Annotated in this window: 21 protein-coding genes and 1 riboswitch; of the genes, 7 read left to right on the top strand and 14 right to left on the bottom strand. The window is 68.0% G+C overall.

Features of this window, described 5'->3' with window-relative positions:
* Positions 1 to 126: 126 nt before the first annotated feature.
* The 5 genes from ACV4UX_RS01855 to ACV4UX_RS01835 form a co-directional block, all read right to left on the bottom strand.
* A complete protein-coding gene (locus ACV4UX_RS01855; RefSeq protein ID WP_491591645.1) occupies positions 127 to 2,148 on the bottom strand; it encodes a ribonucleoside triphosphate reductase in 2,022 nt (673 codons plus the stop codon).
* Positions 2,066 to 2,857 (bottom strand): radical SAM protein, encoded by a 792-nt coding sequence (locus ACV4UX_RS01850; RefSeq protein WP_491591629.1) that lies wholly within the window; start codon positions 2,855 to 2,857, stop codon positions 2,066 to 2,068. Before ACV4UX_RS01850 ends, ACV4UX_RS01855 begins: the two co-directional genes overlap by 83 nt.
* Positions 2,858 to 3,079: 222 nt before the next feature.
* Positions 3,080 to 3,271: riboswitch (cobalamin riboswitch) on the bottom strand.
* Positions 3,272 to 3,539: 268 nt separating this feature from the next.
* Complete coding sequence (gene plsY / locus ACV4UX_RS01845) at positions 3,540 to 4,130, bottom strand: glycerol-3-phosphate 1-O-acyltransferase PlsY (RefSeq protein WP_491591628.1); 591 nt, start codon at positions 4,128 to 4,130, stop codon at positions 3,540 to 3,542.
* A gap of 42 nt (positions 4,131 to 4,172) precedes the next feature.
* On the bottom strand, positions 4,173 to 6,287 hold the full coding sequence (locus ACV4UX_RS01840; RefSeq protein ID WP_491591627.1) for a ribonuclease catalytic domain-containing protein: 2,115 nt from the start codon (positions 6,285 to 6,287) through the stop codon (positions 4,173 to 4,175).
* A gap of 19 nt (positions 6,288 to 6,306) precedes the next feature.
* Positions 6,307 to 7,584 carry an IMP cyclohydrolase gene (locus ACV4UX_RS01835; RefSeq protein WP_491591626.1) on the bottom strand — a complete coding sequence of 426 codons (1,278 nt, stop codon included), beginning with the start codon at positions 7,582 to 7,584 and terminating at the stop codon, positions 6,307 to 6,309.
* A gap of 121 nt (positions 7,585 to 7,705) precedes the next feature.
* Between ACV4UX_RS01835 and ACV4UX_RS01830 the strand changes: the two genes are divergently transcribed.
* A complete protein-coding gene (locus ACV4UX_RS01830; RefSeq protein ID WP_491591625.1) occupies positions 7,706 to 8,083 on the top strand; it encodes a hypothetical protein in 378 nt (125 codons plus the stop codon).
* Positions 8,084 to 8,104: 21 nt separating this feature from the next.
* On the opposite strand, the gene ACV4UX_RS01825 is transcribed toward ACV4UX_RS01830, so the two are convergent.
* The 8 genes from ACV4UX_RS01825 to ACV4UX_RS01790 all read right to left on the bottom strand — a co-directional run bounded on the left by ACV4UX_RS01825 (position 8,105) and on the right by ACV4UX_RS01790 (position 16,903).
* Positions 8,105 to 8,419, bottom strand: a complete 315-nt coding sequence (locus tag ACV4UX_RS01825; RefSeq protein WP_491591624.1) for a helix-turn-helix domain-containing transcriptional regulator — start codon at positions 8,417 to 8,419, stop codon at positions 8,105 to 8,107.
* An 8-nt stretch (positions 8,420 to 8,427) separates the two neighbouring features.
* Entirely contained in the window at positions 8,428 to 8,751 is a 324-nt protein-coding gene (locus ACV4UX_RS01820) for a type II toxin-antitoxin system RelE/ParE family toxin (protein WP_491591623.1), read from the bottom strand.
* 315 nt (positions 8,752 to 9,066) lie between these two features.
* Positions 9,067 to 9,864 (bottom strand): PDZ domain-containing protein, encoded by a 798-nt coding sequence (locus ACV4UX_RS01815; RefSeq protein ID WP_491591622.1) that lies wholly within the window; start codon positions 9,862 to 9,864, stop codon positions 9,067 to 9,069.
* Between the two features lie 124 nt (positions 9,865 to 9,988).
* On the bottom strand, positions 9,989 to 10,972 hold the full coding sequence (locus ACV4UX_RS01810; RefSeq protein WP_491591621.1) for an SAM-dependent methyltransferase: 984 nt from the start codon (positions 10,970 to 10,972) through the stop codon (positions 9,989 to 9,991).
* A 57-nt stretch (positions 10,973 to 11,029) separates the two neighbouring features.
* Positions 11,030 to 13,264, bottom strand: a complete 2,235-nt coding sequence (locus tag ACV4UX_RS01805) for a hypothetical protein (protein WP_491591620.1) — start codon at positions 13,262 to 13,264, stop codon at positions 11,030 to 11,032.
* Positions 13,265 to 13,290: 26 nt separating this feature from the next.
* Complete coding sequence (locus ACV4UX_RS01800) at positions 13,291 to 14,724, bottom strand: glycosyltransferase (protein ID WP_491591619.1); 1,434 nt, start codon at positions 14,722 to 14,724, stop codon at positions 13,291 to 13,293.
* Positions 14,721 to 15,665: a GDP-mannose 4,6-dehydratase gene (locus ACV4UX_RS01795; protein ID WP_491591618.1), complete on the bottom strand. Its 945-nt coding sequence runs from the start codon at positions 15,663 to 15,665 to the stop codon at positions 14,721 to 14,723. Before ACV4UX_RS01795 ends, ACV4UX_RS01800 begins: the two co-directional genes overlap by 4 nt.
* Positions 15,662 to 16,903: a class I SAM-dependent methyltransferase gene (locus ACV4UX_RS01790; protein WP_491591617.1), complete on the bottom strand. Its 1,242-nt coding sequence runs from the start codon at positions 16,901 to 16,903 to the stop codon at positions 15,662 to 15,664. The genes ACV4UX_RS01795 and ACV4UX_RS01790 overlap by 4 nt, the downstream gene beginning before the upstream one ends.
* A 358-nt stretch (positions 16,904 to 17,261) precedes the next feature.
* Here ACV4UX_RS01790 and ACV4UX_RS01785 point away from each other — a divergent pair, with 358 nt between their 5' ends.
* The 4 genes from ACV4UX_RS01785 (at position 17,262) to ACV4UX_RS01770 (ending at position 22,937) form a co-directional block, all read left to right on the top strand.
* Positions 17,262 to 18,542: an adenylosuccinate synthase gene (locus ACV4UX_RS01785; RefSeq protein ID WP_491591616.1), complete on the top strand. Its 1,281-nt coding sequence runs from the start codon at positions 17,262 to 17,264 to the stop codon at positions 18,540 to 18,542.
* Between the two features lie 13 nt (positions 18,543 to 18,555).
* Positions 18,556 to 19,428, top strand: coding sequence for a DNA polymerase III delta subunit-related protein (locus ACV4UX_RS01780; RefSeq protein ID WP_491591615.1), 873 nt, complete (start codon positions 18,556 to 18,558; stop codon positions 19,426 to 19,428).
* A gap of 95 nt (positions 19,429 to 19,523) precedes the next feature.
* Positions 19,524 to 20,675: an ABC transporter substrate-binding protein gene (locus tag ACV4UX_RS01775; protein WP_491591614.1), complete on the top strand. Its 1,152-nt coding sequence runs from the start codon at positions 19,524 to 19,526 to the stop codon at positions 20,673 to 20,675.
* Positions 20,676 to 20,678: 3 nt separating this feature from the next.
* Complete coding sequence (locus tag ACV4UX_RS01770; protein ID WP_491591613.1) at positions 20,679 to 22,937, top strand: hybrid sensor histidine kinase/response regulator; 2,259 nt, start codon at positions 20,679 to 20,681, stop codon at positions 22,935 to 22,937.
* Between the two features lie 4 nt (positions 22,938 to 22,941).
* Here the strand turns inward: ACV4UX_RS01770 and ACV4UX_RS01765 are convergent, their stop codons facing one another.
* The gene (locus tag ACV4UX_RS01765; RefSeq protein WP_491591612.1) at positions 22,942 to 23,259 is read right to left on the bottom strand and encodes a hypothetical protein; all 318 of its coding nucleotides are present in this window, start codon (positions 23,257 to 23,259) and stop codon (positions 22,942 to 22,944) included.
* Positions 23,260 to 23,426: 167 nt separating this feature from the next.
* Here ACV4UX_RS01765 and ACV4UX_RS01760 point away from each other — a divergent pair, with 167 nt between their 5' ends.
* Complete coding sequence (locus ACV4UX_RS01760) at positions 23,427 to 25,793, top strand: DUF3536 domain-containing protein (protein ID WP_491591611.1); 2,367 nt, start codon at positions 23,427 to 23,429, stop codon at positions 25,791 to 25,793.
* Entirely contained in the window at positions 25,793 to 26,539 is a 747-nt protein-coding gene (pyrF, locus tag ACV4UX_RS01755) for an orotidine-5'-phosphate decarboxylase (RefSeq protein WP_491591610.1), read from the top strand. Before ACV4UX_RS01760 ends, pyrF begins: the two co-directional genes overlap by 1 nt.
* Positions 26,540 to 26,654: the final 115 nt, after the last annotated feature.

Genomic DNA, 26,654 nt, shown 5'->3' with positions numbered 1-26,654 from the left:
CATCCCCCTTCGATCGACTATCGGACAACAGCATTCGCATCCAACCTATTAAAAATCACCATCACCGGCAACAAAAAAAACGGAGAGCCGAAGCTCCCCGCCTTTCAATCATAGTATTCCGGCAGCTTACAACTGCCCCGGCTCGCACCCGCACATGCCCATTTCCATGCCGTAGGTGACGCGGTCGCCGTATTCGGCCTTCTTGCCCTTGTTCCAGCGCGAGACGGGCCTGTAGTAGCCCACGATGCGCGTGAACACCTCCGCGTCCTCGCCGCAGGTGGGGCACTCGAAGTGCTCGCCGGACATGTAGCCGTGCGTCTTGCACACGCTGAACGTGGGCGTGATGGAGAGGTACGGGATCTTCGTCATGCGGAAGGCCTTGATGATGAAGCTCTTCAGGGCCTCGGTGTCCGCCACGGCCTCGCCCAGGAACGTGTGGAACACCGTGCCGCCCGTGTAGAGCGGCTGCAGCTTGTTCTGGTGCTCCAGGGCCGCGATCACGTCCTCGCAGTGCCCCACGGGCAGGTTGGTGGAGTTCGTGTAGTACGGCGTGCCGTTGCCCGAGGCCTTGATGTCGGCGTAGAGGTTCTTGTCGATCTTGGCCAGGCGGTAGCTGGTGCCCTCGGCCGGGGTGGCCTCCAGGTTGTAGAGGTGGCCCGTCTCCTCCTGGAAGCGGCTGGTGATCTCGCGCAGGTGGTTCAGCACGCGCGTCATCAGGCGGATGCCTGCGTCGGTCTCGATGCCCTTGCCCAGGATGTTCAGGCAGGCCTCGTGCCCGCCCACCAGCCCGATGGTGGAGAAGTGGCCCTTGTAGCCGTTTTTGAGGTAGCGCGCCGAATAGGGGAACATGCCCCGGTCCAGCTGCTCCTGGATGAGCTTGCGCTTGAACTCCAGGGCGTCCTTGGCCAGGGCGGCGTACTCGGCCACCAGGTCCAGGAAGTCCTCCTCGCCCTGGGCCAGGTAGGCCAGCTTGGGCAGGTTGAGCGTCACCACGCCGATGGAGCCGGTCAGGTCGCCCGCGCCGAAGAGCCCGCCCACCTTGTTGCGCAGCTCGCGCAGGTCCATCTGCAGGCGGCAGCACATGGAGCGCACGTCCTCAGGGGAGAGATCGGAGTTGATGAAGTTCTGGAAGTAGGGCGCGCCGTAGCGGGCGGTCAACTCCAGGAGGCTCGTCCCGATCTCGGAATCCCAGGGGAAATCTTCCGTGACGTTGTAGGTGGGGATGGGGAAGGAGAAGATCTGGCCGTAGTGGTCGCCCTCGCTCATCACTTCCAGGAAGGCCTTGTTGAACATGTCCATTTCGGCCTGGAAGTCGCCGTACGTGGCGTCCTGGAAGGCCCCGCCCACGATGGCCGCCTCCTTGGCGACGTGCCTGGGGGGCGTGAGGTCGAAGCTCAGGTTGGTGAAGGGGGTCTGGCCGCCCCAGCGCGAGGTGGTGTTCAGGTTGAAGACGAACTTCTGCACGGCCTGGCGCACCTGCTGGTAGTTGAGCCCGTCATGGCGGATGAAGGGGGCCAGGTAGGTGTCCACGTTGTTGAAGGCCTGTGCCCCGGCCCACTCGTTCTGGAGCGTGCCCAGGAAGTTGACCATCTGGCCAAGGGCCGAGTCGAAGTGCTTGGCCGGACCGGCGGAGGAGCGCCCTTCCAGGTTGAAGCCCTCCAGGAGCAGGTCGCGCAGGCTCCAGCCCGCGCAGTAGCCGGCCAGGCCGAAGGAGAGGTCGTGGATGTGGAAATAGCCGTGGTCGTGTGCGGCGCGCACTTCCTCGGGGTATTTCTCCAGGGCGTAGCGGGCCTGCACGGTGCCTGAGAGGTGCAGCATCAGGCCCTGGAAGCTGTGGGACATGTTGGCGTTCTCGGAGACGCGCCAGTCGGCCTTGGAGAGATAGGTGTCGATGGTGTCGGCGATGTCCAGGAAGGCCGCCTTCTGCTCGCGCAGGGTGCGGCGCTTCTCGCGGTAGATGATGAAGCGCTTGGCCACGTCGAACAGGCGCGACTCCATGAGCACGCGCTCCACGGTGTCCTGGACGTGCTCCTGCAGGGGCACGTCCACGTCGGCGAGCTTTTCCTCAACCTTGCGCGCCAGGCGCTTGGAGAGCAGCGGGTCCTGCACGCCGCTGGCCTTGAGGGCCTTCAGGATGGCCTGGGCGATGCGCTCCAGGGACCAGGTTTCCAGGCAGCCGTCGCGCTTCTGGATCTGCAAGGGCATGTGCGGTCTCCTTCCCGGCCGGAGGGGGCAGGTAGGTTTGTTCGTTCAGGGTGAAGCACGGGGGCAGTTGCCGTCTGGCTGCGCTCACGTCATCCGGCGTGAGCTCCGGCACGAGGGTGATGCGGAAGCGGAAGCGGGCGGGATCCCGCGCGGCCAGGGCGAAAACCGCCTCCAGCCGTTCGCGGGCCGCCTCCGGAGAGGCCGCCCCGCCCGTGAGGACGGGGTATTTCTCCCAGGGGCCTTTCACGTCCACGGCGAAACACGTGCGGGGGCACGCATCGAAAAGACGCTCCACCACGTCCGGGGCCATGCCGTTGGTGTCCACCTTCACGGGCAGGCCCAGGGCGTCGAGAGCCTGCACCAGCGGGTAGAGCCCGGGATCGAGGGTGGGCTCGCCCCCGCAGACCACCACCCCGTCGAGCCAGCGCGCCCGGGCGGCCAGGGACCTCAGGACGGCGGAAGCGTCCAGGGACGGATGGCGGCTGGGCGTGAAGGCCAGCGAGGCGTTGTGGCAGGTGGGGCAGCGCAGGTTGCACCCGCCCAGGTAGAGGACGGCGGCGCTGCGGCCCGGCCAGTCGCACAGCGACAGGGGCGTGACGGCCCGGATGCGGGGCAGGGGCGTGGTGGTGGCGTGGCGTGCGTGATGTTCCATGCTCGTCTCAAAAAATCAAAGGTGCTCGTAGCAGAATCGGCAAGCCCCATGAAGTAAAAAAAGGTGCATCATTCTCAAGTGTTGCCGATACGCAATCACAACACCTCGAAAGGCCGCGCCTTTTCAACAACAGGCAGAACGCAACGTCGGGAAGCCGAAGGGTGGTGGGCGGACGCCGTCACGGCGGCCGAAGTCCGGCAGCCCGCCGCCCGTGCGCGGGGCGAGGCCATCGCATCCCTGGAACGTCTTCTGGCTTCCGGCCGGGTGGTGCGCGGGGCCTTCCCGGGAGCGTCTCCCAGTGGCTTACCGCCCGGTATCGTGCCGGTCACAGCAGCGCGCCTGCGACGGATTCGCACCGTCTTCCGTTTTCCAGGGCGTCGGGGGAGAAAATATTCCCGGGCTGCGGGAGTGTCAAACCGAAAGAGGGGGGCCTTCTCGCAACCCCCTCATCTGGCGGAGGAAATAGTTCCCTCACCCCCCGGAGCCGGACAGGAGGCCCAGGTACGGGAACTGGCGCGCCTCGCCGCGGCAGCTCCAGAATGCAGGCCCGACGGGGGCTTGCGCCCCGGCACGGGGCCGCCGTCCACCCGCGAGGAGGGCGCCCCCGGGTTGCGCGGGCGCGGCGCGAAGGCCGCGCCCAGGTCCAGGGGGCAGGTTCAGGCGATGCCGGAGGCGCGACGCCTCAGGCGGCCTTCTTGCGCCACGGCTTCTCCTCGCGGGCCAGAAGCCTGCGGATGTTGTCCTTGTGCTTCCAGACGATGAGCGCCGCGATCACCGTGGTGAAGGGCACGATGCTCCCCGGGCCGAACCACGCCGCCGTGAAGGGCAGGCTGGCCGCGAAGAAGAGCGAGCCCACCGAGACGAAACCCGAGGCCGCGATGAGCGCCGCGCAGGAGAGCCCCGAGACCACCGCCGCCCACGGGCACAGGGCCAGCACGGCCCCGATGGCCGTGGCCACGCCCTTGCCGCCCTTGTAGTGCAGGAACACCGGGAACATGTGCCCGCCCACGCAGGCCAGGGCCGTGAGCGAGGCGTACCAGCCGCCGCCCAGCTTCCAGGCCACGGCCACGGGGATGAAGCCCTTGAGGGCGTCGCAGGCCAGGGTGAGCACGCCGAGCTTCGTGCCGCACAGGCGGGCCACGTTGGTGGCCCCGATGTTGCCGCTGCCCGCCGTGCGCGGGTCGATGCCGCGCGCCGCCTGGGCGATGAACAGCCCGAAGGGGAACGAACCCGCCAGGTAGGCCAGGCCAAGCCAGAGGATCTTCGCGAGCACTTCTTGCTCCTTGCGCGAGGGTTTCGGTCGGTTCCGGGCGTCCTAGTCCACTTTCGGCGGCCACTCTCCGGCCTCGGGCTTCTCGTCCGCCTCGCGCAGGGAGAGCACCCGGAATTCGCCGGTGAGGGGGTCCACCTTGCCCACGCGCGCGCGGAAGCGCTGTCCGGCCTGGAAGGGGCCGCCCAGCATGTCGCGCGGGACGCGGGTGTACATCTGGAGCGTGGTCAGGCTGAGCGCCGCGAGGTGCCCGCACTCCTCCAGGGCCACGGCCTCGAGATCGCGCTCGCGGCCCACCTGCTGCAGGTGCGCGAGCTTCCAGTAGCGCGGCCTGCCCCGCTGCACCATGGCCACGGCGTCCAGACGCGCCGCCAACGGCGCGAGGGACTCCTGGAGCGCCTCGCGCGTGAGCCTGGGCGCGCCCGTGGCGAGATACGCCTCCACCTGGGCCAGGTTCACGAAGTCCGACATGCGCCGCAGAGGCGACGTGACCGGCGCGTAGGCCTCGGCCGCGAGGCTGGCGTGGCGGCCCGGGCGCGCCTCCAGGGAGGCCCCGCAGAGCTGCTTGACCACGCGGTGCATGTCCACGGGGTCGGTCCAGACCCCGGCGTAGCCCGCAGGAAGCGTCACGTCCTGGACGCGGTGGAAGAGAGCCACCCCCCGCTCCCCGGCCCAGGCGGCCATGGAGGCGTTGGCCAGGATCATCAGCTCGCTCACGGCCAGTTGGGCCTCGGGGTAATCCTTGCCGGGGCCGATCTCCACGCCGGTCGCCCCGGGGTAACCGGAAAGTTCGATGCGCGGCTCGGGCCGGTCGATGACCACGGCCCCGCGCTCCACGCGCGCCTTGCGCAGCAGGCTCGCCAGGTCGCGCGCGGCCGCCGCCTCGGGCGGGGCGTCGCCCCGTGCCAGGGCGGCCTCCACGTCCTCGTAGGTCAGGTTGGCCGCCACGCGCACCCAGCCCAGGGAGGGCGCGAAGGAGCGCGCGCCGCCTTCGGGGTCCAGCTCCCAGTCCAGCACCAGGGCGGGGCGGTCCTCCCCGGCCTTGAGGCTGTAGAGCCCGCAGCCCAGGGCCTCGGGGAGCATGTGGCTGTCGCCCTCGGGCAGGTAGAGGCTCGAGGCGCGGCGCGCCACGGCCCGGCCCAGGGGGCTCTCGAAGTTCCAGGAGAGCGTGGGCCTGGCCAGGGCCATGCGCACGCGCCAGCCGTCCGGAAGGCGCTCCACGTGGAAGGCGTCGTCGATGTCTCGGGTGGTGGGGGAATCGATGCTCAGGAAGAGGGAGTCCAGGGGCGGCTCGCGCCGGGCCTGGAAGTCGCGCCCGAGGGCCTCGATCTCGCCGGCGAAGGCTTCGCTCCAGGCGTCGCCCTCGTCGTAGCCCGCCTGGTCCAGGAGCACGTTGTGGTTGGGCCCCACGATGCCCCACTCCTGGGCCAGGATCAGGGCCTGGGCCGGGTGCTCGGGCAGCCCCTTGCGCAGTTGCTGCCACAGGGGGCCGTGTTCCTGGCTTTCGGCGTCGGCCATGATGGCGCGCAGCAGGTCCTTGAGCCGCCGGGCGGCCGAGGGGTCCAGCTGGGCCTCCAGGCGCGCCGGGTCCTTGCGCCGCCCCGAGGACCACCCGGCCCACAGCTCCTGGAAGAAGGCGTGTCCCGCCGTGACCACCAGTTCGCGCTCGCGGGCGGCCTCCTGCTCGGCCAGGCGGCGCTCCACGGTTTCGGCGGGATAGACCTCGAAGTTGGGCGGCTGGAACTTGAAGTGGGTCTTCACCGAGAGCAGCGCCCGGCCCATGGCCGCCACCTGGTCCACGTCGGGCTGCTCGAAGGCCAGGCCCGCGAACCATGCGGCGGAGTTCTGGGACACCTCTCCCTGGGCCAGCTCCCAGATTTCCAGGGGGTCGAGCCCGGCGCGAAGCGACTCGCGCCGGGCCGCGTGTTCCTTGAGCTTTTCGAGGATCCCCTCGCGGTTGAAGGCCCCCTCGTGGCGCGGCCCCAGCCAGGGCAGCAGGCGCGCCCCGGCAAGCTTCACCTCGCGCCGGGTGAGGGTGTAGAGCCTGAGCTTGTCGCCCGAGGCCTCCTCCACCCATGCCAGGTGGGGCTCGTTGCCCTGGAGGTATTCCACCACCGTGCCCGGCAGGGGGAGGCTCTGGATGCTGGGATGCCTGGTCAAGCGCGTCTCCGGTGCGGGCCTAGTGCTTGAAGGAGCGCTGGCCGGTGAAGACCATGGCCACCTGGGGCGCGGCTTCGTTGCAGGCCTGGATCACCTCCCAGTCGCGGATGGAACCGCCGGGCTGGGCGATGGCCGTGACGCCCTGGGCGATGGCCAGGTCCACGCCGTCGCGGAAGGGGAAGAAGCCGTCGGAGACCAGGGCGCTGCCGGGCAGTCCGCCCCGGTCGGCCTTGGTCTTGGCCTCGATCTCGGCCAGGGACTGGGCCAGGGCCGGGTCCGAGGCGGCCTTCTCGCGCAGATCGTGGATGGAGAGCTTGTGGCGCTCGAAGGCCAGGAGGTCGGCATACTTGGTGTAGGCCTTGTGGATGGTCAGCTGGACCACGCCCACGCGGTCCTGCTCGCCGGTGCCGATGCCCACGGTGGCCCCGTCGCGCACGAAGATCACGGAGTTGGAGGAGACGCCCGCCTCCACGGCCCAGGCGAAGAGCAGGTCCTGCGCCTCGGCGGGGCTGGGGGCGCGGGCGGTGAAGGCCTTGCCGTCCTTGGTCTCGGTCTTGGCGGGGAGGAAGTCGGCGGCTTCGAGGATGCGGTTGCGGAAGGAGAACTGGAGCACCAGGCCGCCGTCCATGAGGGTCTTCACGTCCAGGAAGGGTTCGCCGACGTAGTCGGCCAGGACGGCGATGCCCGGGATGGCCACGATGCGAAGGTTCTTCTTGGTCTTGAGGATCTCCAGGGCGGCGGGCTCGAAGTCGGGAGCGGCCACCACCTCGAAGTAGCCCGCGTTGATCAGCTCGGCCGTGGCCTTGTCCAGGGTGCGGTTGGCTACAACGGCCCCGCCGAAGGCGGCGATGCGGTCGGAGAGGTTGGCGCGCTCGAAGGCCGTGGCCAGGCCCTCGGCGGACCAGGCCGCGCCGCAGGGGTTGTTGTGCTTGAGGATCACGACGGCGGGCCTGGCCGAGAGGTACTGGAGAATGTTCAGGCCGTTGTCCACGTCGGTGAGGTTGGTCTTGCCCGGGTGCTTTCCGGCCTGGATCATGTGCTCTTCGGTGAGGGCCGAGACGAGCCCGCGTCCGGGGCCGCGGAAGCGCACGCCGCCCAGTTCCAGGGCGCCGTCCTTGAGCTGGTAGAGGGCGGCGGGCTGGTCGGGGTTCTCGCCGTAGCGCAGGCCCTTCTGCTCGCCGTCGATGGTCCAGGTTTTCTTGGCGAACACCAGGGTCTGTCCGCCCAGGGTGACGGTGAGGTCCTGGGGGAAGGGGTCTTCCTGGATGGTGATGTACATTTTTTTCAGGTCGCTCATGGGGGTGCTCCTGTGGTGTCGTGCGGGCGAAGCCTCTTAGCACGCCGGGGGCCGGGCGGCAAACGGGCATTGGCCGCGCCGGGAAATCGTGCTAGGCGGGGGCGTCCGAGAGGGAGACAACGTGGAAAGAGTCCTGTTGAAACTGGCCAGGCAGCTGGGGAACTACGACGAAGCGTCGCTGACCAGCCTTTGGGAGCGCTACGCCGAACAGGTGCAGCGGTTCGAGCCCTCCAAGCGCTGGGAGGAGGCGGTGCTGATCCTGAGCATGATCCAGGCTGTGCGCTTCAAGAACCAGCTGTTCAACCTGCACTGGGCCGAGGGCCGCGAGCCCGGGGCCGTGCCGCCGCCCAGGCCGCACATGGAGGCCGTGCCCAACGCCCCGACGGACGCGCAGCCCCACCCCGGCGCGACGCCCCTGCCCAAGACGTCCAGAGCGCCCCGCAAGCCCGGCAAGGGCAAGGTGCTTTCGTTTCGCCACAAGGACGGGCAGGAGCAATAGGCAGACAGCCAGGAAGGCGCTTCAACTGTTTTCCACGCCCAACCGGATGCCTTCACTGGCCTGCAGATGGTGGATCACCTGGAAGAGGTTCTCCGCCCGGGGATTGCCCTTCGGCCCGAACATGCGCATCAGGCTCTTGGCCGGGATGTTGGTGGCCTCGGCCAGATTGCCGAATCCGATGCCCGCATTGATGTAATCGCGCAGGATCGCCTTACCTGCCCCCATATCCCCCGCGAGGAGCGCGTCCACACCTTCCCGGAGCATAGCAAGACGAAATGACGCGTCGTGCCGGGCGCGCTCCAGAAGGATTGTCCTGAATTCTCTCGTCAGGGCCATGTTCCCACCTATGGTTTCCGTTTCTTGTAATCCACCCAACATGCCTGGGCGGCTGCGATGTCCGAACGTTGCCTCTTTTTTGATCCGCCCCCCAGTAGAATGACCACCCGCGCGCCGTCCTTTCCGAAATAGACTCTGTAACCAGGTCCGTAATTTACTTTGTATTCGTATACGCCCTCCCCGACCCCTTCCACATTGGAGAAGTTGCCCTGCTCCAGACGGTAAAGCGCCGAAGCGATCTTCGCCGCCGCAAAGGAATCCAACGCCGCAAACCATCGCGCAAAGGGAGACCGCCCTGTCGCGTCCAGGTATTCGCGCAGGCTCAAGGTCATGGAATATGGTAACGCAAAGGTTACCAAAGTCAACGGGGAGCGCATGGGCGCGCGACGCCCCTGCCCAAGACATCCAGAGCGCCCCGCAAGCCCGGCAAGGGCAAGGTGCTTTCGTTCCGCCAAAAGGACGGGGACGGACAGGGAGAGTAAACAGGGCGGGAGGCGAAGAGCACTTCTGCACAGCGATCACCCGTCACCAATCAGGTGATCCGGCCAAACGGCTGTTTCTCTTGCCGTCAGAGAACTCAGCGCACACAACAGGATATCAGAGCCACTGGGATAACTCTTTAGTCAGTGGGCCATGACCCCGCGTATTTACTCAACAGAAATCATAATCTGAATATTTTTATTATCACGTATCACTTCAATCGGAACTGTCTTGTTCCGGTTCTGATCTATTAAATCAGAAAATGCCTTTTGATCATCGACCTGGCGACCCGCAAGTGATATTATAATGTCTCCTGTCAAAATATTAGCTCTAAATGCGGGAGATTCGTCGCGGACAGATACAACCAGCACGCCAGCATTACGTTCATGCTTCTTCCTTAACTCGTCTGGAAGGGTGACAGCTAAAGCCCCAAATATGCTTCTCTGCATTTTCTTCCAGTAAGACACCTCAAAACTTTCTTTATGTCTCGTGACGGGGACATATTGCGTGCTGAATGACCCGTATCCTGCCTGGGTAACTGTAGACGTGCCATAAAATGGCCTACCCCCATAGTACCCATATGCTGTGGCGCTGTATTGGACGGGTTGTATATATGTTGCAATCGGAACAATACCACCGACATATCCACCGTCAGATGAAAAAACAAGAACTAAACATGCTCCAACAGCTTTTGCCTGCTTAATCGCATCAGAAATGCGCACACTTCCTGTTGTCCAGAAGTTTGATTCTCCCGCAAGGAAATAACCTTTGGCAAACATTGCACGCACAATATTTTCATTTGGCTTTTCACTGGAGTATACGAGCGGATCACCAGAACATGCGTCTGAAGGGTTGTCAGCCAACAGAGACGGTACATAATGAGCCTTAAAACCGTTGTACGCTTGGCATCCTGGCGTCAAAAGCATTATTAATGACAAAATTGTCAGCCTTGAGTATGTTGTCATGGATACCTCCACGCACATCAATCCGCTATAAAATCACTGCAGTCTACATGTTTTGCGCTTCTGTGTATTCGATATAATACATGACACACCCGGCCCATACATGTCAAATGGAGACCACTACGCCCTACTCCTCCGCCCCCGGCATGCCGAACTCGCCCAGCTTCCTGGGCGTTTCGCCGTCTTCGGGCGCGAAGTTGGGGAACTCCTCGCTGTCCAGAAGCACCCAGGTCAGCTCGTGCTTGTTGTTGTGCAGGTGCACCAGGCGCGAGCCCGGGAAGGCCCAGAACTTGGCCGCGGTCTCGTGGTCCGTGGGACCCTGGAACTTGATGGTGCACACGAAGTTGCGCGCCTTGCCGAAGGTGCGCCAGCGGTCCACCAGCCGCCAGAGGCGGTCCGGGTAGCAGACCACGTCGCAGAAGAGCCAGTCCACGGGGCCGACCTCGCGCGGGTCCAGGGCGAAGGCCGAGAGCATGCGGTACTCCACGCCGGGCAGGGCCTCGATCCTGGGGTCCAGGGGGGCCTTGTCCACGGTGAGCACCCGGCAGCCCAGCTTCGCCAGCACCCACGTCCAGCCTCCCGGGCTCCCGCCCAGGTCCAGGCAGAAGCTCTCGGGCTTGGGCGCGGCCTCCAGGAGCGTGAAGAGCTCCCAAAGCTTCAGATAGGCCCGGTTGGGCGGGTCGGTCTTGTTCTCCAGGAACTGCACCTCGCCGTGGGCGAAGGGGCTGGAGCAGGAGGGCGAGGCAACCAGGAGGTCGCGCTCCAGGAGCGTCCAGGAGCCAAGGGGCGCGCGCGGCGGCGGCGTGCCGATGGCGACGGGCTTGGGCTTCACCGAGGGCAGCTGGGCCTCGATGAGCCTTGCGCGGCGGTGATGGCGCACGCTCCACAAAGCCCAGTTGCGCTGAAGCGCCTTGAGCTTGTTGGCGGCGTCCGTGATGGACTCCACCCGGATGCGCTGGGGATTGAGCCAGATGTTCTGCGCCCAGGCCACGGCCCGGGGCGGCCCTGGAGCGAAGACCAGGCGGTCCACCACCTCGGTGGCGTCGCCCAGTTCGTAGACGAGTTCGTCGGTGAAGCCCTTGGGGGCCAGGTAGACGGTGAAATCGGCCATGATGCGCAAATGCCTCCGGTTCGGGGTGGCGACACGCCCCAGCAGGAGCCTTTACGTTCAGGGCCTGGGGTACGCAAGTCCGCTTTGCGGCCCGTCGCCGGGAGCGTCCCGGAAGACGCTCGCGGCGAAGGCCCTGCGGAACGGGTTGGACTCGTAACAGGGCGTCCCGGGCAGGGAACACTCGTAGATGGCCCGGGCCACCCCCTTGCCCGCCTGGACATCGTACACCTGGGCGTAGGCGGGGAACGTGCGCCCGGGAGACGGTTCGTCGCGCAGGCGCAGCAGGTAACAGCCGTCGCCCAGATCCTCCGGGTCGAACCAGACGGCCACGGCCGAGGGCTCGAAGAGGGAAAACAACGCCACGGGAGAGAAGCTCTCCTTGAGGTCCACATAGGCCCTGCGAACACCTGCGCCGCGCAGGAACGCCGCGGCCTCGTGGGGAGTGGCGGCCACGATGCCGTTGAGCACGGGATTTGTGTTCATCCAGTTGGAGACGACCCGGACGCCGGGCACGGCAAGAAGAGGAGAACTCTCGTTGAGCACCAGGGTGCCCCCTTCATGGACCTCCTGGAGTTTGTAAACCTTTTTGATGCTCACGTTATGGCTGTAATAATCGAGATACGAGGCCTCGCCCCGGAACATTTTCGAGTAGAAACCCCATTCCGACAAAGACAGATTTCCGAGGAAATGCCCCGACAGAAGCACCACAACGGCCACGGCAACCCACTTTGTGCGCCCTTCACCCATTCCAAATCGCAGTGCGGAACACAGCAGCAGGATCTGGATGATGGAGAAGAACATGAAAAACCGCAAGGCGGCGTTGTGTTTCAGGATCATGAGCGCCGTCGTGACGGCGCTAAGTATCAGGACGATCACCACGCCCCAATAGAACAGGTATCGATCCCTGCGCAGTCCGCGCAGGGCCACGACATAGCCTGCCGCCAAAAAGGCCGTCACGGTGAACACGACCCACGGTGAATTGCCGCGCAGAAACAGCCAGTACTCGCGGAACTCCAGCGTGAGCATGTCATGCAGCCAGCCGTTGCTCGCCACGTTCTGCATGGGAATGACGGCCTGGAGGTAGGAGAGCAGCGTACGCATGTTCCACTGCCCCACCCAGTCGAGCAGCGGTTCGGGCCTGGAGAATTTCCAGAACAGCGGCAGCGAGAACTCCGCCAATCCCGCGCGCCAGAGATTGTATCCCACCACCGCGAGGAACGCGGCGCAGGCGGCGGAAAAGCACCACAGCGCAACGGAGCGCGCCGCGTCGCGCGCATACGCCAGATAGACAGCGCCGACTCCGACAAACATCGCGAGAATCGCAAGGTTGAACGGATAATAGACCACCGCCCCCGCAGACAGGACGACCATGGCAAGAGACATCCTCCCGCTTCGCGCCACGCGGGGCAGGAGCAACATCATCAGAAAGATGCCGATGGAAAGGACGATGTTGCCCAGATGGATTTTATAGAAATTGAGCGCGCGGCAGACGGAGGAAAAACTCAGCAGCACGATGCCCGCCATGGCCAGCGTGGCGCTCCGGGCGAACAGCGTGACCAGGAGATAGACCTCCAGCGCCAGCAACCACAGGAGCGCGAACGAAGCCAGCCCGCCCGTGGTGATGTCCGCAAGCGACATCAGGTACAGCTGCGGCCCATTCCCCTTGTTGTGAAAAAAGGCCGCGAAGAAGTCCGCCGGGAAAAACCCCATGCGGTACGTTATCGCCTGAATGTAGTAGGGAATGTAGTGCGTCCACGTGTCGCCGTCATTGGTCAGGATCGGAAGGTTGACGTTCCGCAGGAAGTTGTCTGCGATGCTCAGAAGGAACAGTCCGAACAGTGCGATCTCACACCATCTTTCCCGGAAAAACCGCCAGTTCGCCCGTTCCCGGCACGCCCGGAAGACCTCGCCCGGAAGCCGACCCCCCAGGTAGACGCCGGCGCACCCGAAGAGAAAGGCTCCCGCCCAGGCGTAGTTCGTGGCCGCACCCAACAGAAGCATGACCGCGTTGCACAGTCCGAACCCCGCAAGCGTGCACAGGGCCACGCGCTCCGGGGCGCGCAGCCCAAGGCAGGGCCCCGCCAGGGCGACGCCCCAACCGTAGAGGGTGAGGAACACGAAAACGGGCAAGGAAATCCGCAGATAACTGGAGACCATGACGCGCGGACCGGAGGCATCGAAGGCCCCCTCGAAGACATCCATGGCCCTGAAGGTCAGCACGCAGACCACGAAGAGGACCAGCCACACGAGCCGGCCCGAGACAGCGGAGGAGATTCCGGCGAAACGCGACAAGGGTGCCCTCCTGGACGCCGCCCGGATCAGCGGTCCCGGCGGGGGACGCCCGTCACGACGGCCTGGACGAAGAAGTCGCGCCAGCCGAACTCGTAGCCGGCCAGCTCGAAACCTGCGGCCTCCAGCAGGCGGCGGGCATGGGGTTCGCCTGCCAGCAGGGTGATCTCGTCGGGGTGGAGCGTGCCCGTCTTGCCCAGGACCCGGTGCATCACCCAGTGGATGGCCTTGATCACATAGCCGCTGGTGGCGTGCACATGGGGCCAGAACAGGAGCACCTTCCCCCCGGGCCTGAGCACGCGCCGGAACTCGACGAGCAGGGCCACGGCCTGGTCCTCGGTGAAGTGCTCCATGACGCCCAGGTTGAACACCCCGTCGAAGCGTCCCTCCTCGAAGGGCAGGCGGAAGATGTCCGCCTGCTCGACGCGGGCTGCCCCCGGATTGTTGCGGGCGTAGAGCTCCAGGGCCATCCGGGAAAGGTCCACGGCGGTCACGGCGTGGAGCGCGTGCAGGGCCGCGTCGGCCTGGCCCGCGCCGCACCCGGCGTGGAGCAGGGCGCTGCCGGGAGCGAAGGTTTTGCGCACCGCCCGCTCCAGATTGGGCTTGATGAACACCTTGCGGTAGAGCGCGGCCGCCAGTTCGTAGGCCAGCCCCCCCGCGCCGGACTTCGTGGTCCAGTAGGCGTCCCAGTCGGTGTCGCCTGGCAGGTCCAGCAGGGCGTCCGGGCGGCGTCCCAGCCGGAAGCGCTCCGGATGGGCCAGGGATTCGAGCCACAGCCGCAGCAGGTACATGCCGCCGCGCAGGGCCTCCCGGGCCGTGAGCTTGGAGCTGCCGTAGGTGCGCGCCGGCAGCACGATGGGGATTTCCTTGATGGCCAGGCCGTTGCGGGCCAGCACGAAGAGGCTCTCGAAAAAGAAGGAATAGCTTCGCGACGTGACCAGGGAGAAGAACTCGGGCCTGACCCGCTTGAGGTCGTAGGCCCGGAAGGCCCCGCTGGCGTCCTGGGGCACGCCGAGCAGCGTGGAGGTGAGAAAATGGCCGAACAGGGTCAGGCAGCGCCGGGCCAGGTTCCAGCCCGGCAGGCTGCCCCGGCGCATGTAGCGCGAGCCAACGGCCACGTCGTGGCCGCGCAGGGCTTCGAGCATGCGCGGGATGTCGCGGGGGTCGTGGGTGAAGTCGCAGTCCAGGGTGACCAGCACATCGTAGCCGCCGTCATAGGCCCGGGCGATGCCCACCTGGTGGGCGGAGCCGATGCCCTGCTTGCCCTCGCGGTGCACCACGTCCAGGCGCGGGATGTCCCGGGCCAGGCTGTCCAGAACGTGGCCCGTGCCGTCGGGGGAGCCGTCGTCCAGGAAAAGGATGTCCGCGTCCAGGTCCAGGGCGGACAGTTCGCGGGCCATGCGCTCCACGTTGTCGCGCTCGTTGTACGTGGGGATGAAGATGAGGATGCGCTGCGCGCTCACGGGGTGTTTCCTTCGTGTTGGAACATCAGTTCCACCATGCGGTCGAAGTCCGTTGTCGGTCGCCACCCGCACGCCTCGCGGATGCGGGATGGGTCTCCCACCAGGGGTTCGCGTCTGCGGCCGAGGAGCGAGGGATCCTCGCGGACATGTTCTTGCCAAGCAAGCCCGGCCAGGGCAAACGCTTTCTCCGCCCAATCCCGCACGCCGCGCAACCTGCCCGTGGCGATCACGAAATCCTCGGCCGCGGGGGCCTGGAGGGTTTCCCAGAAGGCCTCCACGAAGTCCGGAGCGTAGCCCCAGTCCGCCCTGGCGTCCAGGTCGCCCAGCACCAGTTCCCGGTCGAGCCCCCGGGCGATGCGCCAGGCCCCCCGCACGATCTTGCGCGAGAGGAAATGGGCGGGCCGCAGGTGCGACTCGTGGTTGTAGAGGATGCCTGTGAGCGCGAAGAGGCCGTGGCGCTCCCGGTAGTGGCGCACGGCGTGCGCGCCTGCGGCCTTGGAGACGCCGTAGGGGCAGACGGGGCGCGGGCAGGTGCGCTCGGTCTGGGGGCTCTGCTCCGGCTCGCCGAAGGCCAGGCAGCTGCCGGCGTAGAAGAAGCGCGCGCGCGGGGCGTGGCGCTGGAGGGAGTCGAGGAAAAGCGCCGGGCCTGCGGCGTTCACGCCGAGAGAACGCTTCCAGAGTTCGCCCGCGCCGACCTGGCCCGCCTGCTGCGCGGAGTGGTGGTAGGCCGCCAGGTAGTAGACCTCGTCCGGGAGCACGCCCTGCACGCAGCCGTCGACGGCCGCCGGGTCGTCCAGGTCCACGGGTGGGGCCGAACGGCCTCCGGGCAGGTCGACGCCCTGCCGCCAGAGCCCCGTGACGCTGTAGCCCCGGGAGGCCAGGAAGCCGGAAAGCAGCGTCCCGTCCTGGCCCCGGCTGCCCACGACGAGCGCCCGCTTCATCCAGTGACGGTCTCTATGTGCGGCAGGGGGAAGATCAGTCCGCCGCCGGAAGCCAGGAACGCGCGCTCCCTGTCCATGATGTTCTCCCGGAAGTGCCAGGGGAGCACCAGGAAGTAGTCGGGATTCATGGCTTTGGCTTGGGCCTCGGACACGATGGGGATGTTCGTTCCCGGCGTGCGGGCTCCGAACTTGGATTCGTTCACTTCGGCAATGGCGGGCAGCAGTTCCGGGGTGATCCCGCAGAACTGGAGAATGACGTTGCCCTTGGTGGAGGCCCCGTAGCCGAGCACGGTCTTGCCCTGGGCCTTGAGGTCGCGCAGCAGGCGCGGCAGCTCCTCCTGGTGGCGCAGCACGTCTTCCCGGAATCTCCGGTAGCGCTCGGGCCGGTAGGCGCCCAGGCTCTCTTCGGAACGCAGCAGTTCCTCCACGGCCGAGTCCTCGCGGGGATACCCCGAGCCCTCGTGCGCCACGGTCACGGCGAAGCTCCCGCCGTTCACCGCGTTGAGCTCCACGCTCAGGATCTCCAGCCCGGCCGCGTCCGTCATGCGCTTGATCTGCCGCACTCCGTAGTATTCCAGGTGCTCGTGGCAGATGGTGTCGTAGGCGTTGGCGGAAAGCATCAGGGGGAGGTAGCTCTGCTCGAAGTGCCACACGCCGCGGGGGTGGAGGATCTCCTTGACCTGGCGGACAAAGGCCTGGGGGTCCTCCAGGTCGTAGAACATGGCGATGGAGGTGACGATCCTGGGCCGGGCGTCCTGCCCGAACTCCTCCCGGAAGCGCTCCGCGGAGAAGAAATCCTCCACGAGCCTGATGTCCGCCCTGTAGTGGCGCCTGAACTTGCCGGCCGAGGGGTCCATCCCGCAGAGCACGGCCCCGCCTTCGGGATAGAACGAGAGCGACGTGCCGTCGTTGGAGCCGATGTCGAGCACGAAATCGCCCGCGCCCACGGGGTACAGCGACCGCAAACGGCCGATCTTGGCCCCCAGGTGCTCCACCATGGACCTGTTCAGGCCGGAGCGGTAGCCGTAGTTCGGGCCGTACATCTCGTCCAGCGGGTGGGAATGGCGCAGCTGAACCAGGCCGCAGTCGCCGCAGAGGACCAGCTCCAGGGGCCCCTTGCCCACGGGAAGGCCGGGATCCCTGGGGAAGACTCCCGTGAGGTACTGCTCCCCCAGGCTGATGAGGCTGGTCAGGCAGGTGTCGCCGCAGAGGCGGCAGGCGTGGATTTCTGTACGCATGAGCAGTCAGGACCGATGAAATTTCTCTCTCCCGGGGCGTATCGGGACCGACCTCCGGGCATTCCAGGACACCGCGGCCGCACCGGTCTCCACATGGAAGCCGAGCGAAAGGCACGATTGACCGGGTGACTTGGCGCGCCGTCTACGCAACCTCACACGAAAAGTCAAATTCTCCGGGGGTAGCCCCGCGCGTCTTTTCGTTGACAAGCGGGGAGCGGTTTCTTACGCATTGAAGCCTTTTGCGAAAGCGTCGAATCCGGGGCGGATCACCGCCCGGACTCATTCTACAACTGCCGGGGTCCGGGGGTCTTCCCCCGGCGGGGACGGGGCGCGCTCCGGTCCCCTCTCTGGAGGATCAATGGCTGGCATGGTGGTGCACGGCGCCCAGTGGGGCGACGAAGGCAAGGGAAAGATCGTGGACCTGCTCACCGAGCGGGCGGACCTCATCGTACGCTTCCACGGCGGCAACAACGCGGGCCACACCCTTGTGGTGGACGGCGAGAAGACCGTGCTGCACCTCATCCCCTCGGGCATCCTGCACGCGGGCAAGCGCTGCGTGATCGGCGCGGGCGTGGTGCTCGACCCGGGCGTCTTCCTGGCCGAGGCCGACAAGCTCACGGCCAAGGGCGTGGACATGTCCCCGGCCCGCCTCGCCGTGAGCTACCGCACCCACGTGATCATGCCCTACCACAACCTCCTGGACGCAGCCCGCGAGGCCGCCAAGGAGGGCGCCAAGATCGGCACCACCGGCCGGGGCATCGGCCCCTGCTACGAGGACAAGGCCTCGCGCATCGGCATCCGCGCGGGCGACTTCCTCGACGAGGCCCTGCTCGAGCGCAAGGTGGCCGCCGCCCTGCCCGAAAAGAACGCCCTGCTGGCCGGGCTCTACGGACTCGAGCCCCTGGAGCTCTCCAGGGTGATGGAGGCCGTGCTCCCCCTGGCCCGGCGCGTGGCCCCCCACGTGCAGGACGTGCCCGCCATGATCCAGGAGTGCCTCGCCCAGGGCAAGGGCGTGCTCTTCGAGGGCGCGCAGGGCACCCACCTGGACATCGACCACGGCACCTACCCCTTCGTCACGTCGTCCTCGTGCCTGGCGGGCAACGCCGCCGCAGGGTCCGGGGCCAGCGTGCGCGACCTGGGCGAGGTGATCTCCGTGGTCAAGGCCTACACCACCCGCGTGGGCTCCGGCCCCTTCCCCACCGAGCTCTCCTGCGCCGACGGCGAACACCTCCAGAGCGTGGGCGCGGAGTTCGGGGCCACCACCGGGCGCAAGCGCCGCTGCGGCTGGCAGGACATGCCCGTGCTGCGCGAGGCCGTGCGCCTCAACGGCACCACCAGCCTCGCCGTCACCAAGCTCGACGTGCTGGGCGGCCTGAAGGAACTGAAAATCTGCGTGGCCTACCGTCTCCAGGGCCGCGAACTGCTCTACCCGCCCCAGCAGGAAGGCGCGCTGGCCCATGTGGAGCCCGTCTACGAGACCCTGCCCGGCTGGAGCGAGGACGTGAGCGCCTGCCGCTCCATGAGCGAGCTGCCCCAGGCCGCCAGGAACTACCTGCGCCGCATGGAGGAGCTCTCCGGCGCGCCTGCGGGCATCGTCTCCGTGGGCCCCGGCCGCGAGCAGACCATCTTCCCGGGCTAGGCCCGCGCACGGCATGGACGGCGCGCTCTTCGGCCTGCCCCCGAGGCAGGACCTGGCCAGACGCCGACTGGACGACCTGGGGCGCAACCCGCCCCAGGTGCTCGTGCTGGAGGGCGGCACGGCCCCGGAACGCGAGGCCGCCGCGCTCTACTACGTCGCGGCGCTCAACTGCGCCCGCCTCCTGGAGGACCCGGCGCGCCAGTCGCCCTGCGGCGCCTGCCCCGCCTGCGTCCAGGTGCGCGAGCGCACCTACATGGACCTGCTCTACCTGGACGGGGCCGAGCAATCCATCAAGGTGGACGACATCCGCGAGGTGCGCCAGAAGGTGGGCGAGCCCCCCCGGGGGCCGGGACGCCGCGTGGTCGCCCTCACCGAGGCCCAGGGGCTCACGCCCCAGGCGGCCAACGCCCTGCTCAAGTCCATGGAGGAGCCCAGGCCCGGCAACTGCTTCGTGCTCCTGGCCCCCCAGCGCGAGCGTCTGCTGCCCACGCTGGTCTCGCGCTCGTGGGTGCTCACCCTGGCCTGGCCCGAGCCCTCAGCAGCCCAGTGCCCCTCCGGCCAAGGCCCGGAGGCCCCCTTCCTGGAGGCCCTGGAGCGCTTCTGGCACACGGGGCACGGCCTCTTCGGACTCACGGGGGCCAAGGGCAAGCTCACCCGCCCCGTGGCCCAGCAGGTGGTGCTTGCCCTCTCCAAGGAGCTGGCCCAGGCCCTGGCCGGACGCCCCTGCTCCGGACTGGGCGCGTTCTTCGCCCAGCGCCTGGGGATCGAGGGCCTGCGCGCCCTGGACCTGCTGCTGGAGGCCGCCCAGGAGGCCCTGATCAACATGGCCAACCCCGCCCTGGTCCTGGAGCGCCTGGCCGTGCGCGTCTGGCTCTTCTCCCGCTAGCCGCCCCGCGCAGGGGGAAAAAGGAAATCCCCCCTGTTCATTTTCCTCGAATCGGGCTAAGCCATGATTGAAGTCTCATTCATGGAAGCCAATCCGTGCGAAGCATCATCCACATCCTTCTTGCCGCCCTCCTGGGCCTCAACCCCGCCGCCCTTGGCGCATCGCCGGCCGAGCCGCCCGTGCTGCTGGGCGCGGCGCTCAGCCTGAGCGGTCCGGCCGCCGGGACCTCCAGCGCCTTTGCAGAGGGAGTGCGCCTGTGGATCGAGGAAGCCAACCGCCAGGGCGGCATCCTGGGACGGCGCGTGGAACTCCTCTGGCGCGACGACCGCTCCGACCCCGAACAGACCGCCCAGGCCTACCGCGAACTGGCCCGCGAGACCCCGCTCCTGCTCGGCCCGCCCGAACGCGTGGCCGGCCTGGCCGTGCTGCCCGAGCTCGTGCGGGCCAAGACCCCCTGCGTCTTCCCGGCCCCGGCCACCGACAGCCTCTGGGAGGGTGGCGGCGGCTTCGCCTTCGGGCTGCTGACGCCCCTCTCCGAGTGGGCCGGCGGCTTCTTCGAGATCGCCGCCCGGGAGGGCCTGGAGACGGCGGCCTCCGTGAGCGTGGACCACCCCTACGACCGCAACGTCTCCGGCAACGTGGCCAAGCTGGCCGGACGCTACGGCCTGCGCGTGACCTTCAAGGACTCCGTGCCGCTCGACCAGGCCGCCCGCGCCCTGGAGGCCGCCCAGAAGACCCAGCCCGGCGCGCTCCTGCTCTGGGGCAGTCCGCGCGGCTGCGCGGCGGCCCTGCGCGCCCTCAAGGCCATGCGCTGGAAGCCCCGGGCGCTCTACGTGTCGTCGAGCCTTTTCGAGGAGCCCCTTACCGCCCTGGCGGGCGCCGCCGAGGATGTCTACACCGCGCTGCCCTGGGCCCCGTTCGCCGCCCGGGCCTACCCCGGCGGCGTGGACTTCCTGCGAGACTTCCACGCCGCCCACGGCCGCAACCCCGGCTACCTGGCCGCCTCGGCCTACGCCGGGTGCCAGGTGCTGGCCGCTGCCGCCGCCAAGGCCGGATCGCTCGACCGCGACAAACTCCGCCAGGCCCTGGCCTCCCTGGACGTGGTGACCATCGTGGGCCGCTACGGCGTGGACCCCTCGGGACGCCAGATGCGCCAGTTCCCCCTCACCGTGCAGTGGCGCAAGGGCCGCGAGGAGATCGTCTGGCCCGAACAGATGCGCACCGCAAGGCCCCAGGTGGCGAGGTAGCCCGTGCTCGACCGCCTCTCCTTCCGCCTCGCCCTGCCCGTGACCCTGGCCGTGCTCCTGCTGGGGGGCTGCCTGGCTCTCTTCGTGCTGGGGGCCATCTCCCGCTTCGCCCGGGAACACGCCGATCACGACCTGCAAAGCTACGCCCGCGAGACCAGCGCCATCCTCGACGCAGCCTACGACCAGCTGGCCGCCAGCGGACGCATGGCCGACCCCGCCGAGGAACGCGCCGCCAGGGGCCGCGCCCTGGCCGCCCTGGAGCGGTCCGTGCGGGCCAACGCCATCACCTGCGTGGTCGTGGGGCCACAGGGACAAACGCTGCTCCAGGAGGGCATCGCCGATCCCGCCCCCCTGCTGGAGGCCGCCAAGGCCCCGGGGGGCGTGGAAGACGTCCCGGTGGGGCAAGAACGCTACCACGTGCTGCGCAACGAATTCCCTCTGTGGAACCTGAGCGTGCTCCTGGCCCGCAAGGACGCCGACTTCCCCCGCCTGGCCGTGGCCGTGCGCGACCTCTACCTGGGCGCGGGCGGCCTGCTGGTGCTGGCCCTGGCGGCGTTCCTGCTGTTCTCCCACGGCGTCGTCTCGCGGCCGGTGCGCCTCATCGCGGGGGACCTTTTCCACGGCAGGCGGCCCTCCTACCGGGGCATTCGGGAGTTCGAATCCCTGGCGCGCTCCATCGGCGCGGTGATGGCCTCGCTGGACGAGCGCGAGCGCCTCGTGCGCCTTTCGCGCACCTGGTATCGCCAGATGTTCGAGGCCGCGCCCGCAATGATGTTCACCGCCTCTCGCCGGGGCTGGTTCTGCGACGTGAACCTGGCCTTCATCGACCGCACGGGCCTGGGCCGCGAACACCTGCTCAACGCGCCGCTCTCGGAAGTCCTGGACGTGGATCCGGACCTGCTGCAACGCCTCTGGGAGGGCGAACCCCTGCGCCGCGCCCCGGCGCAGCTGCGCCCGGCCTCGGGACCGCCGCGCCAGGCCATCCTGGACGCCCTGGTCACCGAAGACCCCAAGGGCGAGCGCGTGGCCCTCTTCGTGGTCATCGACGTCACGGAAGAGCGCCGCGCCCGCGCCGAACTCATCGCCGCCAAGGAGGCAGCCGAGGAGGCCAGCCGCGCCAAGAGCGAATTCCTGGCCAACGTGAGCCACGAGATCCGCACGCCCCTCAACGGCGTGCTGGGCATGCTCCAGCTCCTGGAGAAATCCGGCCTGGACCAGCGCCGCGACGACTGGGTGCGCAACGCCCTGGACTGCGGGCGCTCCCTGCTCACGCTCCTGGGCGACATCCTGGACCTCTCCAGCCTGGAGTCCGGCAGCCGCCAGTGCCGCCTGGAGCCTTTCAGCGCCGTGGACATCCTGCGCGAGGTGGCCCAACTCTACGTGCGCCAGGCCCAGGCCAAGGGGGTCGTCCTGGCCGTGGAGGCCGACCCCGCCATCCCCCGCACCCTCCTGGGCGACGGCGGCAGGCTGCGCCAGGCCCTCTTCAACCTGGCTGGCAACGCCGTGAAGTTCACCCCGTCCGGGTCCGTGACCCTGCGCGTCGACGCCGTGGGGCGCGACCGCAAAGGCGTCTCCCGGCTGCTCTTCTCGGTGGAGGACACGGGCGTGGGCATCGATCCGGCCAAGCTGGCCCGGGTCTTCGAGCCCTTCACCCAGGCCGACGGCTCCCACACGCGGCGCTACCAGGGCGCGGGACTGGGGCTGGCCATCGTCCGGCGGCTGGTCCGCCTGTGGGAGGGCTCCCTGGAGATCGACTCGCTGCCCGGCGAGGGCTGCACCGTGAGTTTCACCATGCCCGTCTCCCCCGCCCCCCGGGGAGCCGAGCCTCCGTTGCCAGCCCCCGCCCACCCGGTCCAGCCCAGACCCGGCGGACGCGTGCTCCTGGCAGAAGACGACCCCGTGAACACCGTGATGACCATGGACATGCTCGAAAGCCTCGGCTACCGGGCCACCATCGTGGAGAACGGCGAGGAGGCCCTGAAAGCCCTGGCCCAGGATGACTTCGACTGCCTGATCATGGACATCCAGATGCCCGGCATGGACGGCCTCACGGCCACGCGGACCATCCGGCGCGCCCCGGCCCTGGGCGAGAAGGCCCGCATCCCCATCATCGCCCTCACCGCCCACGCCCTGCCCGGAGACCGCGAGCGCTTCCTGGCCGAAGGCATGGACGACTACCTCCCCAAGCCCGTGGAGTACGACGACCTGGCCGTGGCCCTGCACCGGGCCATGGGCAAGCCCTGGCGACGCCTGCTCAGTTGAGCGTTCAGCGCTCCATCTTCTTCAGGTAGACGTTCTTGCCGTTGATCGTCCCGCGCAGCACGCCCCTGCCCTGGTGGAACAGGCGCACCACCTCCTTGTCGCCCGTATAGGCGTAGAGAGCCCCGGCCACCGTCTCCATTTTCCCATTGTAATTGAATTCGTCGCTGCTCACGATGATGCCTTTTCCGCTCTTGATCCGCACAACCATCCTCTCCGTGTTGTCCAGGTAGTCGCCGTCCTCGATCCTTCTTTCGGGGCCGCATCCGCAGACAAGAACGCAGAATGCCAGCACGAGGGAACGAACGGTCTCCGAATTGAACATGATTTGGTTTCTCCAGGGCGAGTGCAACGATTGATCAAAAACCAGTCAAACAGATCGCTCCTCTCATAGCGTCAGTTCCTGAGCGGGACAAGTCCGCTTTGGCCCTGCCGCAAGCCGTCGCCGCGCGTCGGAAACAGCGCGCCACGCCCGGCTGAGCCCTCCAAGAAATGCCTTGTGAGCCCGACGCCTCAACTGCTACCCAGAACTGGCCCGTCTGCGGCCCCGCCCTGCCGGGCATCCTCTTTGGAAAGCTCAACAACTCCGCACGATGGAGAGAGGTCCTCACGGTGGACGACAACTTCCTGTGCATCCACGGCCACTTCTACCAGCCGCCCCGCGAAGACCCCTGGCTCGGGACCATCCTCCCCGAAGGCAGCGCCGCGCCCTGGCTCAACTGGAACCAGCGCATCACACGCGAGTCCTACGCGCCCCTGGCCCGCGCCCGACGCCTCGACGGCTCGGGCCGCATCACCGAGGTGATGAACTGCTACGAGTGGATGAGCTTCAACGCAGGCCCCACCCTGCTCCACTGGATGGCCCAGGCCGACCCCGACACCCTGCGGCTCATGGTCCAGGCCGACCGCGCCAGCGCCAGGCGTCTGGGACACGGCAACGCCATGGCCCAGGTCTACCACCACCAGATCCTCCCCCTGGCCTCCCAGTTGGACAAGGAGCTCGAAGTGGCCTGGGCCGTGGACGACTTCACCGCCCGCTTCGGCCGCGCCCCCGAGGGCATGTGGCTGGCCGAGGCCGCCGTGGACACCGCCTCCCTTGAGGCCCTGGCCCGCGCTGGCATCGCCTTCACCGTGCTGGCCCCGCGGCAGGCCCGCGCCGTGGGCCCCCTGGAGGACGGGGCGCTCACCCCCGTGGACCAGGGCTCCCTGGACATCCGCAGACCCTACCTGGTGCGCCTGCCCTCGGGGCGCTCCCTCAGCGTCTTCTTCTACGACGGCCCCCTCTCCCAGGCCGTGGCCTTCGAGCGCCTCCTGGCCGACGGCGGCGACTTCTGGCGCAGGCTCGCCGGGGCTTCTGGTCCCGGACTCACGGCCCTGGCCACCGACGGCGAGACATACGGCCACCACTTCACCTTCGGTGAGATGGCCCTGGCCTACGTGCTGGACCAGGCCCGGCAGGGACGCGGCGGTCCGCGCCTGACAAACTTCGCCGCCTTCCTGGCCGCCAACCCGCCCACGCGGCGCGTGGAGCTGCACGAGCCCTCCTCCTGGAGCTGCGCCCACGGCGTGGAGCGCTGGCGCTCCGACTGCGGCTGCACCGACGGCGGCCACCCCGGCTGGCGGCAGACGTGGCGCGGCCCCCTGCGCAGGGCCCTCCAGGACGCCAAGGACGCCGTCGACCAGCACTTCTTCCAGCGCGGCGCGCTCTGCTTCAAGGACCCCCGCGAGGCCCTCACCCGCTACGGCAGGGTGCTCTCCGGCCTTGCGGCCCCCGAAGCCTTCGCGCGGGAGCATTTCCTGGAGCGCCTTCCCGCTCCGGAGCAGGACGCGGCCTGGAAGCTCCTGGCCATGCAGCAGTGGGGCCTGGCCTCCCTGGCCAGCTGCGCCTGGTTCTTCGACGAAATCTCGCGCATCGAGCCCGTCAACGCCATGACCTACGCCCTGCGCGCCCTGGAACTCATGCGCCGCACCGGCGGCCCGGACCTGGAGGCCTCCTTCGCAGAGGCCCTGCGTCAGGCCCCCTCCAACCTGCCCGAGTACGGCGACGGCGCGGGCGTGCTGCGCGCCAGCGCCCTGCCCCGGCGCGAAACCCCGGCCTCGCTCACGGCCCAGGCCCTGTGGACCCTCTGGGCCGAGGACCGGCTGCCCGCGCCCGGCGCGTCCGCCACCGTCTCCTGGCCCGGCGTGGCCGTCACCGTCTCCCCCGCCAGGCCCGACGCGGGCAAGGTTTCCATCGCCTGGAACCTGGAGCCCGCCCCGGATCAGGCCTCCTACCGCTGGACACCACCGCCCCCGGACCCGGACCCGGCACGGGACCCCCTGGCGCTGCCCGTCACGGTGACCCACGCGGGCGGCGAGGAATCTTTCGTCCCGCGCGCGTTGCCCGTGAACAAGCGCCAGGCCCTGGCCGACGCCTTCGCGCGCCGCGCCGCCGACCGGGCCTGGGATGCCGGGAAGGCCGCCATGGCCGTTGGGGCCAACCTCGTCACGGAACTCCAGGAGGCCCAGACCACCATGACCCTTGCCCCGCTCTGGGCCGGACAGTGGGCGCACCTTGCCTGGGCCTGGCTCAACGGCCTGGAGCTCGAGGGCAGGCGCCTGGAGCTTCTGAAGCTCTTTCTTGGACAATGCTCCGGCGCCCCCCGCGAGCGCGAGGCCCTCATGGAACGCGTGCGCGCCCATGCGCTGGCCCTGGCCGCCTCCGACGCGCCGGACTGGACGGCCCTCTCGCTCCTGGTGGAGCGCGCGCGCTCCCTGGGCCTGCCCGAAGACTGGTGGAGCGTGCAGAACCTGCTCTGGGACCGGGGTCTGCACCAGGGCGCGGGCCGCGCTTTCGCCCGCCTGCTGGGGTTTGCCTGATGCGCCCCTCCCCCCCCGCCGCCGAGCGGCTCATCGTGGCCCTGGACGTGGACAACGCCGCCGACGCCCTGGCCATCGCCCGGACCCTGGGCGACGCGGCCTGTCACTACAAAGTGGGTCTGCAGCTCTTCCTGGCCGAGGGTTTCCCCCTGGTGGAGCGGCTCATGGGCATGGGCCACCGCCTCATGCTGGACCTCAAGTTCCTGGACATCCCCCAGACCACCCACCTGGCCATGCGCGAGGCGGCCAAACGCGGCGTGCACATGGCCACCATCCACTCCCACGTCTCCAGCGTTTGCCGCGCGGCCGTGGCCGGAGCGGCGGACGCGGACACCCTGGTGCTGGGCGTCACCGTGATGACCAGCTACGGCGAGACCGAGCGCGCAGAGCTGGGCTACCCCGGCAGCATCGAGGACCTGGTGCTCGCCCGCGCCGGGCTGGCCCTGGCGGCGGGCTGCGGGGGCGTCGTGGCCTCGGCCCGCGAGGCGGGGCTCATCCGCCGCGCCTACGGCGAGGGCTTCGCGATCGTCACCCCGGGCATCCGCCCGGCCGGTCTCGGGACCAAGGACGACCAGCACCGGATCATGACTCCCGGCCGTGCCATAGCGGGCGGCTCGAACTATCTCGTGGTGGGACGCCCCATCACCCGCGCGGACGACCCGCGCGCGGCGGCCCTGGCCATCCAGGAGGAGATCGCCGAGGCTTTGGAGGGTTTGGACGCAACGGCTGAAGACTATATCCAATAAACGACATCTAAGCCTGCAAAGGGGATTTTTATTGTCGGCAGTAAAATATGAATGTACCAAATCTCCTCGATATGGTAAAAACTCAATCAAAGGCTCCCAAGCCACCGAGCGAATC

The sequence above is a fragment of the Fundidesulfovibrio sp. genome, assembly GCF_058402725.1.
This window is presented reverse-complemented; position numbering and strand designations above follow the sequence as displayed.